This is a genomic window from Rhizobium sp. LjRoot30, assembly GCF_964253915.1.
GTDB lineage: Bacteria > Pseudomonadota > Alphaproteobacteria > Rhizobiales > Rhizobiaceae > Metarhizobium.
Window position 1 is genome coordinate 147,498 of record NZ_CAXUSG020000009.1, and the last position, 17,074, is coordinate 164,571.

Sequence of the window (17,074 nt, forward strand, 5' to 3'; positions counted from 1 at the left end):
AGCGGGGAGAAGGGGTTATGCCGCGCAGTTTCCGCCAAACTCGAGGTCGGGTGGGGTAAGTCCCCTCTCCCCGCCTGCGGGGAGAGGGTTAGGGTGAGGGGCAAGCTCCCGCTCGACGCCCCAACCACTCAAGCAAACTCCAGCACCGTGCTTTCGAACCGCACCACCGGCAAACCGTCCTGGTTTGCGCCTTCGCAGACGATGGTGTTGAGGATGCGTCCCGGCCGGGATGCAAGCTCCCGGCTTGCCGTCAGCGTCACGAAATAGGTGACGCTGTCGCCGGCGAAGACCGGGCGGAACCAGGCGAGATCGCGGAAGCCAGGGGAGGGGCCGAGTTGCGGCGGCACGATGCCTTCGGCCTTCAGGCGCTCGGTTTCGACCGTCCAGTAATCGACGAAGCTGCGCATCCACATGGCGCAGGTGTGCCAGCCGGAAGCGCAGAGGCCGCCGAACAGCGTATCCTTTGCCGCTTCGGCATCCATGTGGAACGGCTGCGGATCGAAACGCGAGGCAAAATGGACGATGTCCGCCGCCTCGAACCGATGGGTACCGATCTCCAGTTTCTTCTCGTGGTAGAGTTCGCTCATCTTCATGCCGACGTCTCCGGAGCCTTGGCCATGCGGAACATGATGGAGTTTTCCGAGACGGAGACGATTTCGCCCCGCTGGTTTTCCGCCTCGTGGCGCAACTTGACGATGCCGACGCCCGGGCGCGAGCGCAGCAGCCGTGCCTCAAGAACGGTCGAACGGCCGGACAGCGTGTCGCCGGCGAGCACCGGCCTTTTCCATTCCATCAGGTCGATGCCCGGAGAACCCTCGGAGAGCGAGTTCAGCAGGTAGCTGTCGATCATCATGCGCATGACCATGGAGCTGGTGTGCCATCCCGATGCCGCCAGCCCACCCAGGATGCTTTCGCGACCGGCGGCCTCATCGAGGTGCATGGGCTGCGGATCGAAAGCGCTGGCGAATTCTATGATCTCTTCGACCGTTACATGTTTGGGACCGAGCGGAAACACCCGGCCCGGCGTAAAATCTTCAAAACTATATTTCGTCACGTTTCCACCCGGTCTTCTTTTCGGTGGGCACAATGGCGAGGGCGGCGGTGTTTTTCAAGGGGCGGGCGCAAGCTGTCGTTTTCGAGTGGGGGCAGTCTGGGCGGACGCTTGTCAAACCAGCGAGGGCATTTAAGGTGACGCGGCTTGCCGGGTCGGGCAAACGAAGCGATCGGAATGGGATGACATGCAGAATTTGAAATCGGTTCTCGATGCCGCCGCCGGCGAAGGCATCATCTCCACCGAGCAGGCTTCGACGCTGGTTCCTTATCTGGAGGAGCGCGGCGTGACGTTTTCCGCCCGCACCGACACCGGCGCCACCGACATTGCCGGGCCGAGGGGCGGGGACGCGATTGCGCCAGTGGAGGATACCGAGGCACCGCGCTTCATCCGCGGGTTCCACGATGTGCTGATCACCATCGGTATCGTCATCGTGCTCTCCGGCATCTGGGGCATCGGATCGTTTTTCGCAGCCTTGCCCGCCATCATCATTCTGGCGGAAGTGCTGGTGCGGCGGCAGCGGCTGGCCTTGCCGGCCGTGGTCCTGACCATCGCCTATATTCAGTGGATCTTCGTCGTGACGCTGATCGGCCTCGACGAGGCATTCGGCGAGAGCGTTGATCCGGTGCTGCAATTCCTGGTGATGGCGGTGCCGTTTCCGGTGGCGCTGCTGCCGTTCTACTGGCGCTATCGCATTCCGCTGTCTCTCGGGCTGCTCATCCTGTCGGTGTTCACCCTTGCCCTTGCTCTGGTCTTCATGGGCCTGTCGCGCGCAACGGGCGATCCGGATTTCGTCAGCAACCGACCGGCAATCTCCTCGACGATCCTCCTCGTCACGGCTTTGGGGCTGTTTGCCGTCGCCATGTGGTACGACCTATCGGACCGTTTGCGCATTTCACGCCGCTCCGACATTGCCTTCTGGCTGCATCTGGTCGCCGCACCGGCACTGCTCTATTCGATGCTTGCTTTCGTTTTTCTCGGCAAATTCGACAGCAGCATCTTTTCCGGTGATGCCGGCGCCACCAAGGCGCTTGTGGTCGTCGGTATCGTCATTCTGTTCATGGCCGTCGGCCTGATCATCGACCGACGCGCCTTTGTCACCTCCGGTCTGGTGTCGCTCGGGTTGGCGACCGCCAGCATCCTGCAGAAGATGCAGGCGCAGCCGGAAAGTTATGCCTTTGCCACGCTTTTGATCGTCGGGCTTATCGTGCTGACCATCGGCGTCGGCTGGCCGCATTTCCGCCGCTGGATCTTTGCGGCGCTGCCGCCGGCGCTGAAAGAAAAACTGCCGCCTCTTCGATGAAGGGCGGCAGCAAAAGATCAGAACGGAGATACGTGATCAGGTGTTGAAGCGGAAGTGGATGACGTCGCCGTCATGCACCACGTATTCCTTGCCTTCGTCGCGGCCCTTGCCGGCTTCCTTGGCGCCGACTTCGCCCTTGAAGGCGATGTAGTCGTCATAGGAGATGGTGAAGGCGCGGATGAAGCCGCGTTCGAAATCGGTGTGGATGACACCGGCGGCGGCTGGGGCCTTGGTGCCGCGGACGATGGTCCAGGCGCGGGTTTCCTTCGGGCCGACGGTGAAATAGGTGATCAGGTCGAGCAGGTGGTAGCCGGCGCGGATCAGGCGGTCGAGGCCGGCCTCTTCCAGGCCGAGCGCGCCCAGAAATTCCTTGGCTTCATCTTCCGGCAACTGGGCGACTTCGGCTTCGATGGCGGCCGAGATGATGACGCATTCGGCGCCTTGGGCTGCAGCCATTTCGGCGACCGCCTTGGTGTGGGCATTGCCGTCGACCGCATCGCCTTCAGCTACGTTGCAGACGTAGAGCACCGGATGCGACGTCAGAAGGTTGAGACCCTTGAGGATTTCGATCTCGTCGGAGGCAAGCGTCTGCAGCAGGATCCGGGCCGGCTTGCCTTCGTTCAGAAGCTTGATCACCGCTTCCATGACCGGAAGCTGCGCCACGGACTCCTTGTCCTTGCCGGTGGCCCGCTTGCGGGTCTGCTCGACGCGGCGCTCCAGGCTTTCGAGGTCGGCGAGCATCAGCTCGGTCTCGATCGTATCGGCATCACCGACCGGATTGATCTTGCCTTCGACATGGGTGATGTCGTCGTCCTCGAAACAACGCAGCACGTGCACGACGGCATCGACTTCGCGGATGTTGGCGAGGAACTTGTTGCCGAGACCTTCACCCTTCGACGCGCCGCGCACCAGACCGGCAATATCGACGAAGGAGATCCGTGTCGGAATGATTTCCTTGGAGCCAGCAATCGCCGCCAGCTTCTGCATGCGCGGATCCGGCACGGCGACTTCGCCGGTGTTCGGCTCGATGGTGCAGAAGGGATAGTTGGCTGCCTGCGCGGCGGCCGTCTTGGTGAGAGCGTTGAAGAGGGTCGACTTGCCGACATTCGGCAGGCCGACGATACCGCATTTGAAGCCCATGGCCTGAAACCTGTTCGATAAAATTTCGTTGTTGAGCCTTTTGCGGAAAGGGCTGGTGAAGGTCAAGTGGCTGGGGGCGAAAGACGAGGTTTGAAATGCGCTGGCGATGGAAAGTAGGGCAATATGCCCTACTTTCAGGTCCAAAAGGAGCGCCCATGATTACGTTGAAGATCACGGCCAAGGGACAGATGACCCTGAAGAAGGAAGTGATGCGGCATCTGGGTGTCAAGCCCGGTGACACCATCGACGTGGAGCGGTTGCCGAACGGCCGCATTCAGATGGTCGCCGTGCCATCGCGGGAAGACGTCGACATTGTCTTGAAGCCGACGTGATCGCCGTGCAATAACACAGCCGTTGGCATCACGCCCTGTTCCGGTCATCAGAAGGTGGATATGCGATGGCTGACGATAACATCACCCTCAAGCCGAAAACCCGGACGAAACCGAAGGTCGAGCGCCCGAGGCTCTACAAGATCATCCTGCTCAACGACGATTTTACGCCGCGTGAATTCGTCACCATGGTGCTGAAGGCTGTGTTCCGCATGAGCGAGGAGGCCGGCCATCGGGTGATGATGACGGCGCACCGGTTTGGTTCCAGCGTGGTGATGGTCTGTCCGCGCGATATCGCCGAGACCAGGGCCAAGGAAGCGACCGATCTCGGCAAGGCAGCCGGCTTTCCGCTGATGTTCACCACCGAGCCGGAAGAATAGAGCAATTCCAGCAAAAGTGCGTAGCGGTTTTGCGTCCGGAATTGCGTAGAAACAAAGAAATAGAGCATTTTCGCGTTTCTGAGAAAGGCGGAAATGCTCCATGCTTATTTCTTCTTCTTGGCCTGCACGCCCAGCGACCGGGCGCTGACCCAGAACACCGCGTCCTGTGATTCCGCCGTTTCCAGCCACAGGAAATCGAGATCGGGGAATTCGTCTTCGAGGATTTCCCGGCCGGCACCGATCTCGCACAGCATGCCGCCTTCGGGGTTGAGATGTTTCGGCGCCTCGATCAGCAGGCGGCGGACGAGATCCAGTCCGTCTTCGCCGCCATCGAAGGCCATCGCCGGTTCGGCGCGGTATTCCTCGGTAAACGCCGCGATGGACTCGTGGTCGACATAGGGCGGATTGGTGATGATGATATCGTATTTGCGGTTGCGGATCGGCGAAAACAGGTTGCCTTGGTGCAGGCTGACGCGATCTTCCAGATCGTGCTCGGCGACGTTCAGCTTGGCGACCTCGAGCGCGTCCGGCGACAGGTCGACGGCGTCGACGGCGGCATTGGGGAAAAACTTCGCTGCGAGGATGGCGAGACAGCCGGAGCCGGTGCAGATGTCGATGGCGCTTTCGACACTGAGCGGATCCGGCAGATAGGCGGAGTCGTCCTCGCCAAGATATTCGGTGAACAGGATTTCGCCGATATGCGACCGCGGCACGATCACCCGCTCATCGACATGGAAACGCAGTCCCTGGATGTAGGAGCGGCCGGTGAGATAGGCGGAGGGTTTTCTGGTGGCGACGCGCGTCTCGATGCGTTCGGCAAGCAGCCAGCGTTCCGCGGGCATCAGCCGGGCGTCGAGGAAGGGATCCAGCGTGTCGATCGGCAGGTCGAGGCTGTCGAGGATGAGGAAGGCGGCATCGTCGCCGGCAGTGGTCGTCCCGTGGCCGAAGCTCAGGCCTTCGGCGTTGAAGCGGGAAATGGCATAACGCCAGTAGTCGCGTAGCGTCACCAGTTCTCCGGCGATACCGTCGATATCGATTGTCTTGTCCATCGGTTCCGATCCTTCCCCTGCTGCGATGCTTGGCGCCGCCGATCATTCGCCCTTGTTGAACATTCTCTTCAGCATTTCAGCCATCGGCCCGGTGGTCGGCAGCGGCTTTTGCTGGCCATGCTGGCGGGCCTGATGAACATGCGATTGTGCCGCCGGCTTCTTCTCCTTGGCGGGCTTGGCGGAGGCTTTGTCCTCCTCGGCCTTGCCGCCGGTCGCAAGCGCCAGCTTGTTCATGAATTGCGAATCCTCGCCCTTTGCCAGCATGGCGGCATTGTCGGCGATGGCGTCGAGCAGCGGGTCCAGCCAGACGGCATCGGCCTTGGCGAAATCGCCGAGCACATGGCCGATGACCGCTTCCTTGGCGCCGGGATGGCCGATGCCGAGGCGCAGGCGGCGATACTCCCGGCCGCAATGGGCATCCAGCGACTTGATGCCGTTATGACCGCCGTGGCCGCCGCCGGTCTTGATGCGCGCCTTGCCGGCCACCAGGTCGAGTTCGTCGTAGATGGCAACGATGTCCTGCGGCTGCAGCTTGTAGAAACGCATCGCCTCGCCGACGGACTCGCCGGAGACGTTCATGAAGGTCTGCGGCTTGATCAGCAGCACCTTTTCGCCACCCAGCTCGCCTTCGGAAATCTCGCCCTTGAATTTCTTCGACCAGGGCGAGAACGAGTGGCGCCGCTGGATGGCGTCGACGGCCATGAAGCCGATATTGTGGCGGTTGTCGGCATATTTGGCGCCGGGATTGCCAAGACCCGCGATGATGAGCATGACCAGTTGATCCTTGCGAAAGCAGTGCCCGTTCCACCACCGCGAAACGGGCTGGATGTCAACCGGATTCTCACCGCGCAGGCGGCTATCGATTGGGCGGCATGCCGTATTTGACGAAGATCTTGTCCTGCCGCCCATCGGCAATCAGTTTGTCCAATGCCTTCTGCATCTTGCCGATCGTCTCGTCATCGACGTCCTTGTGGCAGGCAATGCCAAGTTTCTGCTCGGAAAACAGGACGACCTCATCGATCGGCGTGCCCTGCTTGCGCAGGTCGGTGTAGACGTTCTGCGACATCGGCATCAGTTCGATCCGCTCGCTGAGCAGCTTCTTCAGGGTGATGTTGAAGTCGGCAGCAAGATCGACCTTCGGAAAACCCTTCTCCTTCAGGAGACCGGCGGTGTAATCGCCCCGCTGCGTGCCGATCGTGTAGCGTTTGGCCTCTTCCAGGTTGGCAACCTTGATGCCCGCTCCCCGCCGCGAGACGAGGATGTTGCGGTCGACCAGAAGCGGCTCGACCCATTTGAACAGGCCGTCACGCTCGGCAATATGGGCCGTGGCGAAAACGCAGTGCCAGGATTGCGTCTGGGCCGTGGCGTAGGCTCGGGCCCAGGGCATCATTTCCATGCTGTATGGCAGGCTGGCGTCCTTCATCAGTTCCTGGATCTGCTCGACGCCGATGCCGAAATACTGATCGCCCTGCCTGTAGCTGTAGGGCGGGTATTCTTCCGTCGTGAATGAAATGTCTGTCGCCTGCGCGCCGGACGCAAGGCAAAGCAATGCCGCAAAGATCAGATGTCTCATCGTCGCCTCCTTTCATCAGCTCATTTCGATGCCTGAAAGAGTTTCACGCTGCTCCCATCGCCATAGATTGCAAAGGCTCTTCGGCGATCGTTTCCAAAAGCCGATGCACGGCCTGCGGCCGGGCGAAGAAGTAGCCCTGACCGCAATCAACGCCCATCTGTTTCAGCAGCATCCAGTGATCATGCGTCTCGACGCCTTCGGCGATCACGGTACAGCCCATCTTGTGGGAAATCGTCGTGATGCCTTCTACCAGCATCCGGCTCTTCTGGCGCACATCCGGATCGGGGTCGGTCACCGACCTGACGAAGGATTGGTCGATCTTGACGAGATCGACAGGGAAACGGTTGAGGTAGCTCAGCGACGAATAGCCGGTGCCGAAATCGTCGAGCGCGATCCGGCAACCGAACTGGCTGATTTCGTCGAGGATGCGGCGGATTTCGGGGTTGTCGTGCATCAGCACCGCCTCGGTAATCTCGATGACGATGCGGCTGGGCTTGATGTCGTGGCGGGTCAGCAGCGCAGTGATGCGGGCGGGCAGGGCCGGCTCGAACTGCAGCGGCGAAAAATTGACCGCGAGGTAACAATCCTCCATGCCGGGCACACGGCTGACCGTGGCAAGATGGCTGATGGCGCGTTCGAGGATGACGTTGCCGAGGCGAGAGATCGAGCCGGTTTCTTCCGCCACGTTGATGATCTCGCCCGGCGGCAGGATGCCCTTTTGCGGATGGATCATGCGCATCAGCGCCTCGAAGCCGGTAACACGCTGCCTGTTGAGGTCGATGATCGGCTGGAAGTAGGCGTCAAACCAGTTCTGCGCCAGGCCTTCCTCGATATGCGCTTCGATTTCGGCGCGGATGCGGGCCTTGTCCATCATGGAATTGTCGAACATCAGCGCGCCGTTCTTGCCGTCGTGCTTCTTGGCATACATGGCCATGTCGGATTTCTGCAGCAGGCCGGCGGCGGTCGTCGCATGCTGGGGATAAAGCGCGATGCCGATGGAGGCGCTCAGCCGCGTCTCCGTGCCTTCCACCGGGAAAGGGGCGTCGAAGATCGCGCACAGGTTGGCAGCGATATCGAGGGCCACTTTTTCGGCCTCGTCCGACAGGAGGACGATAGCGAATTCATCGCCGCCAAGTCGCGCCGCACTGTCGTTCTGCCGCAGCAGCGGCGCGATTTTCCCGGCAACCTGGCAAAGCACCGCATCACCGGCAGCATGGCCGAGATGGTCGTTGATCCATTTGAACCGGTCGAGGTCGATGAAGAGGAAGGCCAGTTGCTGCTCGCTGGCATCGGCTTCGCGGATTTTTTCTGCCAGCGTCGCTTCCAGCCCCTGGCGGTTCATCAGTCCCGTCAGATGGTCGGTGATGGCCTGGCGGTGATTGCGATCCTCGGCCTTCTTCAGTTCCGTGACGTCAGTCATGACGCTCAGCGACAGGTGTTCGCTGTTTTCACCCTCGGTCGCCGCCTTTTCGGATTCGATGATCAGCACGTCCATCAACTGCCCGTCGGCGCAGATGAACTTCACCGTGACGTCGAGGGTGCGTTTCTCGCCCTTGCCCTCCTGCTTGCGGGCGCGGTACTTGCCGCGGCTGCCCGGATGAACCTTGTCCTCGAAGCGCTGGCCGATGATGTCGTTGCGCTCGTAGCCGGTGGCCACAAGCCAGTAATTGCTCACCGCCGTGATGCGATCGTCCGGATCGAGCGAAAAAAGCATGGCGGGTGTCAGGTTGTAGATATCGGTGGCACGCTTGTGCGCCAGCTTCAACTCGCGCTCCTCGCGTTCCAGCGTGCTCTGCATCTCGTTGAAGCTCTTCGCCAGCGCGCCCATTTCGTCTGCGGACTGCCAGTCGACGTGATGGCGCGAGCCAAGGCGCCGGGTCGCGGCGATGGCATCGGACAGCCGGAGGAGCGGGGTGATGACGATCAGCCGGTTGCCGATGATCGCGGCGCCGAAGACGGCGATCACCGCGAAGATGAAGATCGAGATGAAGCCGACCTCGATCTGCTTGAGGGAGGAAAAGACACCCAGCGCCTCAAAGTAGACCGTGATGAAGCCGACGTTCTTCTGACCGGTCGGCGTCTCGTAGGTGATGTCGCGACTGATGGATTCCGTGCTCGGCGAAGCGAAAGTCGAAAAGGTCGGGCGGGTGACGTTGAGGCTGCCGGAAATATCGCGGACGCTGACGGCGGTCACGCTCGGGTCTGCCAGAATGGTCGCGATGATCTGGGAAACGCTTTCCTGGTCAAGCTCCCAAAGCGGCTTGCCCAGGGCCTGCTGGTTCACGGTCAGCAGAATGGAAATATGGTCGTGCTGGTCTTTGACGGCCCTTTCGGACGAAAGCACCAGGAACAATACGAAGAGGGGCGCCACAAACAGCAGCAACGCGGCACATACGATCGCCAAAAACCGGCTTTCGACGGAGTGTCGCATCACTCCGTTCTCCGCCTCATGTTCCTGACGGCCGAGTCCCCCATCGGTCCAGCTCCTATGTTTTTATAAAAGTAGCAAATCGTTCCATAAAAGTCTTAATGCTTGCTGAAGCCAGCAAAGAGGGGAATCGTATTCTTGACGCCTCACCGGAAATATCTTGGCAGCATTGTTGAAAATTTTAAATAAAAAAATCCCGTCTCCGGAAGGAAACGGGATTTCGTATTTTTAGTCTCGGAACCGAGATTTATGCTTCTGCAGCAGACTCGTCTATGCCACCAGCCGGAGCAACGATCGTGGCGATCGTGAAGTCGCGGTCGGTGATAACCGGGGTGGAGCCGGCCGGCAGCTTCACATGCGAGATGTGGATGCTGTCGCCGATCTTCGCGCCCGTCAGGTCGACGGTGAGGAATTCCGGAATGTCGTTGGCCGGGCAGTGCATTTCGACTTCGTGGCGAACGATGTTCAGAACGCCGCCGACCTTGATGCCCGGGGACTTCTCTTCGTTGACGAAGTGAACCGGAACTTCGACGGTAACCTTGCTGCTGGCCGAAACGCGCAGGAAGTCGACGTGCATCGTGAAGTCACGGACCGGATCGAGCTGGTAGTCCTTCGGCAGGACGCTGATCTTTTCGCCGTTGACGTCGATGGTGGCGACGGTGGTCATGAAACCGCCGGCGTGGATGCGCTGGGTCACTTCCTTGGTGGACAGGGCGATTGCGATGGGGGCCTGCTTGTCACCATAGATGACAGCGGGGATCAAACCGTTGCGGCGAAGTTCACGGGAGGACCCCTTACCAACCCGTTCGCGCGCCTCGGCCTTGAGCTCGTAAGTTGCGTGGCTCATGGCATTTCCTTTCGAGGTTATTTGGAGAGTTCCGGCCGTCTTCCGACTGTGGCTCAGAACCGGAGGCCATTTGATGGTGGCCTCATCCGCGTTGCCTCCAAGGGTGTCTACGCGGACCCGCGCGCTATAGTATAAAGCGCGGGCGATATCAAGCGCCGCGGGCTTTCAGGCCGGCCCTTTTCCCATCCGTCGCCCATTAGGTTTCACTTTACCACGCTTCGAAACCCTTCCCACATCTGTTTTAAGTATGAAATGAGCTGGACAGTGCCGCAATGGAATTCATGCCCATGATACAAGTCTTCTCATGCCTCATCATCGACCACGATCTGAGGTACATCGCCGCAGCGGTTGCCGTTTGCGTGCTGGGATGCATGTTGACGATCCGATTGTTTTCGCGCGCGCGCCGGACCACCGGCCTGCAGCGCCTGAACTGGCTGTTCCTGACGGGTACGATGGGTGGTGCCACGACCTGGACGACGCACTTCCTGTCCATGCTCGGGTATCTTCCGGAAGCCATATCGTCCTACGAGCCGTCGGTGACCCTGCTGTCGCTGTTTCTGGCCGTCGCGACGGCGATGGTCGGCTTCGCGTTTGCGACCTACGGCCGGCGCAGCCTCTTCGTGGAAGCCGGCGGCGGCATCATCGGTCTCGGTATCGCGGTCATGCACTATAGCGGCATGTCGGCCTACATGGTGCAGGGGACCATCGAATATGACCGTACCTTTGTGATCGCCTCCATCATCCTCGGCGCGTCGTTCGGCATGCTCGCCACCAATCGCGTCGTTCGGCCGTCGACCAAATTCTGCCGGTATTGGGCGATTGCGGCGCTGGTCGCAGCCATTGCCTCGACGCATTTTACCGGGATGGCATCGCTGAACGTGGTCTTCGACCCGCGGGTGGTCGAACCAACCGAATTGCTGTCCAGCTACTTTATGAGTTTCGGCGTGACGATGATTACGCTGCTGCTGTTATCCCTCGGCGCGTCGACCTATGCCATCGACAGCCAGACCAACATGGCGGCCGTGGCACGATACCGGCACCTGTCGTTGCACGATCCCCTGACCGGCCTGCCCAATCGCGCCGCCTTCAACGAACATCTGGCCACCGTCCTCGAAAACTGCCGGCTGGACGATACCGCCCGCTTTGCCGTCCTTTCCTTCGATCTCGATCGTTTCAAGGAAATCAACGACGTCCATGGCCACAGCGCCGGCGACGCGGTGCTGCGGACGATCGCGGAGCGCACCAGCCAATGCCTTGGCGCCGGAGAGTTCCTGGCGAGGATGGGCGGCGACGAATTCGTTGCTGTCAAGGAACAGTGCTACAGCCGCGCGGAAGCAACCGCGATGGCGCAGCGCCTTCTCGACCAGATCTCCCGTCCCATCGAATGGAACAACCAGGTTTTTTCGATCAGCAGCAGCGTCGGCGTCTCGACCTATCCGCTCGACGGAAAGACGCTCGATGACCTGATGGCGCAGTCGGATGTTGCCATGTACAGGGCGAAGAACACCGCCTCGGGCAACATCTGCTTCTATGACGCCTCCATGGATTTTGCGGCGCGGGAACGCAGCGCACTGGCCATCGAGATGCGCCACGGCATCGAGAAGGGCGAGTTCGAGCTTTTCTACCAGCAGCAGAACGATACGGTCAGCCGCGACATCATCGGTTTCGAAGTGTTGCTGCGCTGGCGGCATGGCCAGCGTGGCATGATTGCGCCGGGTGACTTCATCCCGATTGCCGAAACGACCGGCTTCATCCTCGAACTGGGCGAATGGGTGCTGCGCATGGCATGCATCGAGGCGGCCAAGTGGAAGAACCCGCTGAAGATCGCCGTCAACGTCGCGGCACAGCAGCTTGCGGATGCGCAGTTCCCTGCGACGGTGCAGCAGATCCTCATCGACAGCGGTCTCTCCCCGAGCCGGCTGGAGCTGGAGATCACCGAAAGCGGCATCGTTGCCGACCAGCAGCGGGCGTTGCATGCCATCCGGCAATTGAAGAACCTCGGCGTCAAGATCGCCATGGACGACTACGGCACCGGTTACTCCTCGTTGTCGACGCTGCAGAGCTTCCCCTTCGACAAGATCAAGATCGACAGGGCCTTCGTCGATGGCGTCGAGACCAACCGCCAGTCGGCGGCGATCATTCGCTCGACGCTGATTCTGGCGGCCAGCCTCGATATTCCGGTCTTGGCGGAAGGTGTCGAGACCGAGCAGCACATCGAATTCCTGCGCGAGGAAGGCTGCCTTCAGGTGCAGGGCTATCTTTTCGGCCGGCCGACGCCGCGTTCCGACATCGAGCACCTCGTCAATGCGGTGCCGGCTGCATCGGTAAACTCCACCGAAGGCCAGCCGATGGCAACGGCGAGCCGCGTAACCACCATCGAGGACGGAAAAAATACTTCGCCTCGTTTTGCAGCATCTGCATAAAGCACTGCTTTATGTAAGCTCTCTGGCGTTGACATCGTGGCGCAGGCAATTTCACTATGCCTGCGCCACGAGCGACAAGGGAGCCGCAGATGCAACTCAGAACAATCGCTGCCACAGGTTTTGCCGTAACGGGTCTTTTCGCCGTGCCTCTGCAGGCGGCGGAGATCGATGCGAAGGGGGCGGCGGAGTTGCGCAGCAGCCTGACGCACTATCTTCCCGAAAAACTCGCCACTAGCGATTTTATCACCGTCCAGCCTGCCAGCCGGCGCTACGAGATCGTCGTCGATTTCTCGAAACTGATCGAAGCCGACGCGCCGCCGGACACCACCATCGAGGGCCTCAAGCCTATGTCGATGTTCGCCGAACCGGCGGATGGCGGGCTGTGGAAGGTCGAGAGCGGCGGCCGCATGGACATGACGGTGCGCACCAAGGTGGCCGATGTCTTCAACGACATCCGTTATTCGATCGGCAATTATTCTTATACCGGCCTATTCGATCCGGCGATCACCTATTTCCGCAACGGCGAATTCAAGGCGAAGGACCTGAAGCTCAACGTGACCAAGGGGGGCGAGCAGGTCGATGCGAGCTTCGCCGACATGGTCTACACCGTCGATACGGCGGAAGGAGCTGGCGGGACCGCCGATATCAAGGTCAACGGCAGCCTCAACACCTTTTATGAGAAGGTCGTCACCGCCGGTGCGCCACCGGTCGAGTTGCATGCGGATTCGCTGGTCTTCGACGCCGGCATCAAGGGCATGCTGCTGTCGGAACTGCGCGATCTGGTGATCTTCGTTCTCGACCACGTCAAGCAGGACGAGCTTGCCGCCGACGAGCAGGCCCGCCTCAAGGACCTGATCCGCAAGGCGCTGCCGCTGATGACCTCGCTCGACGAGACGATCACGCTGAACAATCTGCGTGTCGCCACGCCGCAGGGCGATTTTTCGGTCAAGAGCCTCGACTATGGGCTGCAGATGACCGGTCTTACCAATGCGACCCGCTTCGGTGTGTCGGTCAAGGCGCGGGAGCCTTCGGTCTCGTCCGCGGCCGTGCCTGCCGCCTTCCTCTCACTGCTGCCGCAGGAGACCGAGTTTTCCTTCAGCATGCCGGACATGAATCTCGGCGGCTTCCTGAATGCCGCCCTTGACCAGGCCGACCTTTCCCGCGGCGAGGCCCTGAGCGACGAGCAGAGCGCCGAACTCGCCAAGATGATCTTCCCGGATGGCAAGGTGACGGTGAATTTCGATCGCATCGCTGCGAAATCGGAGGCCTACGACGTCGAGATGACCGGCCAGATGAAGACCTATCCGGACGACAGCAAGCGGGTTGCCATGCAGGCGACGATTTTCGCCCGCGACTACGACAAGACGATCGCCTACTTCCAGGAGGCGGCAAAGGCTGAACCGCAGTTCAACCAGGTTTCCTTCGGGCTGATGATGATCAAGGGTTTCGCCAAGGCTGACCCGGACGGCCGCCAGCGCTGGGATGTTGCCGTTGCCGAGGACGGTTCGGTTGAAGTCAACGGCCAGAAGATCAAGGGCGCCGATTGAAGGCGCCCTGATTGCTCACAGGGAACCGCAGATCTTCTCAGCCTGCAGCTCGCTCCAGGGCGGCGGGCTGAGCTGTCTTGATGCCGGTTATCGCCTCGAAGGCCTCGTCGATGATCGCCAGCTTGGTCGCCTGGGCGTTGGCGTATTCCTGGCGGAAGGCGCGGGAAACCCACATGATCGATTGCCCGCGCCGGCCGGTCCAGCCGATGCTGCCCATGGCTTCCGCCGAGCGCAGCTTGCGTGTCAGGTGGGTGCGCGACAGCATCAGACGTCCGGCAAGATCGGCGACCGACTGGACGTCGGTCGGAACCTGATCGGCCTCCGGATCCGTCTCCGAGATGCCGGCAATCAGCGAATCCATGACGATGCCGCCATTGTTGAGCCAGGTGAACAGCGAGAAGGTGTCTTCCGGCTCCCGCACCGCCTTCGACGACAAAAGTCCATGCGCGATGCGCGGCTGGACACGGGCGAGCAATGTCTCGGGCTGGGCTGCGAATACCGCGATGCGACCGCCGCCATCCAGCCGGTCGAGGACGGACAGATGCACGGCCAGCCAGCCGCTGACGGCAGCCAGCGTGATTTCCGATGGCTCCAGCGGGCGCATGCGCTTGCCCTTGATGTCGGAGACGTAGCGGATCGCCTTGTAGTGGATCATCTCCTTCATGAAGGAGTCGGCGGTGTTACGGCTGGCGATATTGAATTCCTGCACCAGTTCCAGGAACCGGGCGTTGATCAGCCCGCCGGTGGGATTGGCGGCGGTGCGTTCGAAATAAAGCGACAGGCCGAGATGTGCGAGCAGCCAGCGCTGCTGTGTCGAGAAGACGGATGCATGCCGGGCATTTTGCGCCGCCATGTCCAGCAGCATTCGGGATTGCTCTCGAATGCATTCGTAAAAACGCGGATGGGTGACGAGGTCAAGTGCCGTCAAAGCCATTGGATACCGATGTGTCTGGTTAAGCGTCCCCGGCGCACATTCACTTCTTCTTAGAATCGCGAAAATGCTCTGCTTTTTATTTTTATACAATTTCAGACGCAAAACTGCTGCACTGCTGCGCAGTTTTGTCAGAAATGGTCAAACTTATAAACAGATCAGTAACCGAATTGACGGCCAAGTCCAGTGCGGTGCGTCACAGGCGGCTTCGAGCCGCCTGCCTTAGCCTCAGTCGAAAAGGCTCGAGACCGATGCTTCGTGGCTGGTGCGGTTGATCGCCTCGCCGAGCAATTGGGCGGTGGAGATCACCCGGATATTGTGCGCCGACTGCACTGCCGTGGTCGGCTGGATGGAATCGGTGGTCACCAGTTCGCGCAACTTCGACGATGCGATGCGGGTCACCGCGCCACCCGAAAGAACGCCGTGGGTGATATAGGCCGTGACGCTGGTGGCGCCATTCTTGAGCAGGGCTTCGGCTGCATTGCAGAGCGTGCCGCCGGAATCGACGATGTCGTCGATCAGGATGCAATCCTTGCCGCTGACGTCGCCGATGACGTTCATGACTTCGGATTCGCCCGGCCGATCGCGACGCTTGTCGACGATGGCGAGCAGACAGTCGAGGCGCTTGGCAAGCGCGCGGGCGCGCACCACGCCGCCGACGTCGGGCGAAACCACCATGACGTTCTTGAGCTCGTAGTTTTCCTTGATGTCGCGCGTCAGGATCGGCACGGCATAGAGGTTATCGGTCGGGATGTCGAAGAAGCCCTGGATCTGGCCGGCGTGAAGATCGAGCGTCAGCACGCGGTCGGCGCCGGCTTCGGTGATCAGGTTGGCGACCAGCTTGGCGGAGATCGGCGTACGCGGGCCGGGCTTGCGGTCCTGGCGGGCGTAACCGAAATAGGGAATGACGGCCGTGATGCGGCGGGCCGAGGAACGGCGGAACGCGTCGATCATGATCAACAGTTCCATCAGGTGGTCGTTTGTCGGGAACGACGTGGACTGCACCAGGAAAACGTCCTCACCGCGGACGTTCTCTTGGATCTCCACGAAGATCTCCTGGTCGGCAAACCGCCTGACACTGGCCTTTCCTAAGGGAACGTTCAGATATTTGCAGATCGCTTCGGCGAGATGCCGGTTCGAATTGCCTGCGAAAACCTTCATTGTGGCCCGTCCGTTGGTCCCTTGTTGATGGGGGCTTATTAACGCCCTTGATCGCGAATGCAAGTGCCTTGGAGCACTCGCGCTTTTTTTCCTCTAAAAACTATATGACAATTTTTAAACACTCCCCTCAGCCGGCCCGCGCATCGCGCCAGCGCAGGTACTCCTCGATGGTGGCACGCGCGATCGATTGCATGGCCGAGGCCGGCACTTGCGCCCACGGTTCGGCGCTGGTGCCATCGACTTTTTGTTGTCCCTGGATGCGATGCAGCCGGCCGCCATTGGCGTCGAGCACATCCCAGACATAAACGATCGTTGTCTGCGTATCGTCATTGATGGCGGAGAAATAGCCCTTGAGGATATGGTCGCTGCTCGGGTCGGACGAACTCTTGATCGTCAGCCCATGAGCGCGCGCTTCGGCGCCGAGCTGCCGCGAAAGCGGCGTGACGGCCTGAACCGGTGCACCGATGATCGGCAGGAAGCGGATGGTGCCGTTCGACGTTTGCGGCGTGGCAAGCGCAGTGGTCCGGTTTTCCGTCGTTTCCTGCCGCTGGACGGCGCCGGACTGGTTGCCGCTTTCAAGTGCATCGGCCTGGGCTTGCAGCGTGTTCTGCGGGCGAAAACCGGTCTGCCGGTTGTTGTCGACCCGCTGGTCCGTTTCGAAGGATTGCGGGGTGTCGCCGACGGCGTTGTTGCTCGCCAGGTTTTCGGCTTCCGCCTGCGTCACGGGCGTTGACTGGGTTGTCGCATTCGGAATGTCGACCTGCGGTGTCAGGGCGTCGGTCGTGCTGCAGGAGGACAGGCACAACAACAGCGCGCCGGCAACGGAGACGGTTCTGACGGTGTGCACGCGACTCCACCCTTTCACCAGTTTGTCATACTCCCCGGGAATTTATGGGTGCGGACCGCCGCACC

Annotated in this window: 16 protein-coding genes; 5 read left to right on the forward strand and 11 right to left on the reverse strand. The window is 60.7% G+C overall.

Annotated elements, in window-relative coordinates:
* Positions 1–128 precede the first annotated feature (128 nt).
* Together ACSQ3I_RS18730 and ACSQ3I_RS18735 are read right to left on the reverse strand one after the other, a co-directional pair.
* Positions 129–593: a MaoC family dehydratase gene (locus ACSQ3I_RS18730; protein ID WP_436001479.1), complete on the reverse strand. Its 465-nt coding sequence runs from the start codon at positions 591–593 to the stop codon at positions 129–131.
* Positions 590–1,054: a MaoC family dehydratase gene (locus ACSQ3I_RS18735; protein ID WP_436001481.1), complete on the reverse strand. Its 465-nt coding sequence runs from the start codon at positions 1,052–1,054 to the stop codon at positions 590–592. The genes ACSQ3I_RS18730 and ACSQ3I_RS18735 overlap by 4 nt, the downstream gene beginning before the upstream one ends.
* 184 nt (positions 1,055–1,238) lie before the next feature.
* On the opposite strand from ACSQ3I_RS18735, the gene ACSQ3I_RS18740 reads away from it, so the two are divergent.
* A complete protein-coding gene (locus ACSQ3I_RS18740) occupies positions 1,239–2,354 on the forward strand; it encodes a hypothetical protein (protein WP_436001483.1) in 1,116 nt (371 codons plus the stop codon).
* A 36-nt stretch (positions 2,355–2,390) separates the two neighbouring features.
* On the opposite strand, the gene ychF is transcribed toward ACSQ3I_RS18740, so the two are convergent.
* Positions 2,391–3,494, reverse strand: coding sequence for a redox-regulated ATPase YchF (ychF, locus tag ACSQ3I_RS18745; RefSeq protein WP_436001485.1), 1,104 nt, complete (start codon positions 3,492–3,494; stop codon positions 2,391–2,393).
* Positions 3,495–3,649: 155 nt separating this feature from the next.
* Between ychF and ACSQ3I_RS18750 the strand changes: the two genes are divergently transcribed.
* Together ACSQ3I_RS18750 and clpS are read left to right on the forward strand one after the other, a co-directional pair.
* Positions 3,650–3,826, forward strand: a complete 177-nt coding sequence (locus tag ACSQ3I_RS18750) for an AbrB/MazE/SpoVT family DNA-binding domain-containing protein (protein WP_436001487.1) — start codon at positions 3,650–3,652, stop codon at positions 3,824–3,826.
* 65 nt (positions 3,827–3,891) lie between these two features.
* Positions 3,892–4,203, forward strand: a complete 312-nt coding sequence (clpS, locus tag ACSQ3I_RS18755; protein WP_436001489.1) for an ATP-dependent Clp protease adapter ClpS — start codon at positions 3,892–3,894, stop codon at positions 4,201–4,203.
* Positions 4,204–4,307: 104 nt separating this feature from the next.
* Here the strand turns inward: clpS and prmB are convergent, their stop codons facing one another.
* The 5 genes from prmB to ACSQ3I_RS18780 all read right to left on the reverse strand — a co-directional run bounded on the left by prmB (position 4,308) and on the right by ACSQ3I_RS18780 (position 10,100).
* Positions 4,308–5,252 (reverse strand): 50S ribosomal protein L3 N(5)-glutamine methyltransferase, encoded by a 945-nt coding sequence (gene prmB / locus ACSQ3I_RS18760; RefSeq protein ID WP_436001491.1) that lies wholly within the window; start codon positions 5,250–5,252, stop codon positions 4,308–4,310.
* Positions 5,253–5,294: 42 nt separating this feature from the next.
* Positions 5,295–6,023: an aminoacyl-tRNA hydrolase gene (gene pth, locus ACSQ3I_RS18765; RefSeq protein ID WP_436001493.1), complete on the reverse strand. Its 729-nt coding sequence runs from the start codon at positions 6,021–6,023 to the stop codon at positions 5,295–5,297.
* An 85-nt stretch (positions 6,024–6,108) separates the two neighbouring features.
* Complete coding sequence (locus tag ACSQ3I_RS18770; RefSeq protein ID WP_436001495.1) at positions 6,109–6,825, reverse strand: substrate-binding periplasmic protein; 717 nt, start codon at positions 6,823–6,825, stop codon at positions 6,109–6,111.
* Between the two features lie 43 nt (positions 6,826–6,868).
* Entirely contained in the window at positions 6,869–9,256 is a 2,388-nt protein-coding gene (locus tag ACSQ3I_RS18775; RefSeq protein ID WP_436001497.1) for an EAL domain-containing protein, read from the reverse strand.
* A gap of 244 nt (positions 9,257–9,500) precedes the next feature.
* A complete protein-coding gene (locus ACSQ3I_RS18780; RefSeq protein WP_436001499.1) occupies positions 9,501–10,100 on the reverse strand; it encodes a 50S ribosomal protein L25/general stress protein Ctc in 600 nt (199 codons plus the stop codon).
* A gap of 287 nt (positions 10,101–10,387) precedes the next feature.
* Between ACSQ3I_RS18780 and ACSQ3I_RS18785 the strand changes: the two genes are divergently transcribed.
* The gene (locus tag ACSQ3I_RS18785; RefSeq protein WP_436001501.1) at positions 10,388–12,523 is read left to right on the forward strand and encodes a putative bifunctional diguanylate cyclase/phosphodiesterase; all 2,136 of its coding nucleotides are present in this window, start codon (positions 10,388–10,390) and stop codon (positions 12,521–12,523) included.
* An 89-nt stretch (positions 12,524–12,612) separates the two neighbouring features.
* Complete coding sequence (locus ACSQ3I_RS18790; protein WP_436001503.1) at positions 12,613–14,070, forward strand: hypothetical protein; 1,458 nt, start codon at positions 12,613–12,615, stop codon at positions 14,068–14,070.
* Positions 14,071–14,107: 37 nt separating this feature from the next.
* On the opposite strand, the gene ACSQ3I_RS18795 is transcribed toward ACSQ3I_RS18790, so the two are convergent.
* From ACSQ3I_RS18795 to ACSQ3I_RS18805, 3 genes are all read right to left on the reverse strand, one after another.
* The gene (locus tag ACSQ3I_RS18795) at positions 14,108–15,004 is read right to left on the reverse strand and encodes a hypothetical protein (protein WP_436001505.1); all 897 of its coding nucleotides are present in this window, start codon (positions 15,002–15,004) and stop codon (positions 14,108–14,110) included.
* Between the two features lie 225 nt (positions 15,005–15,229).
* Positions 15,230–16,162 carry a ribose-phosphate pyrophosphokinase gene (locus ACSQ3I_RS18800; RefSeq protein ID WP_109461919.1) on the reverse strand — a complete coding sequence of 311 codons (933 nt, stop codon included), beginning with the start codon at positions 16,160–16,162 and terminating at the stop codon, positions 15,230–15,232.
* 127 nt (positions 16,163–16,289) lie between these two features.
* Positions 16,290–17,009 (reverse strand): hypothetical protein, encoded by a 720-nt coding sequence (locus ACSQ3I_RS18805; RefSeq protein ID WP_436001507.1) that lies wholly within the window; start codon positions 17,007–17,009, stop codon positions 16,290–16,292.
* Between the last annotated feature and the right edge of the window lie 65 nt (positions 17,010–17,074).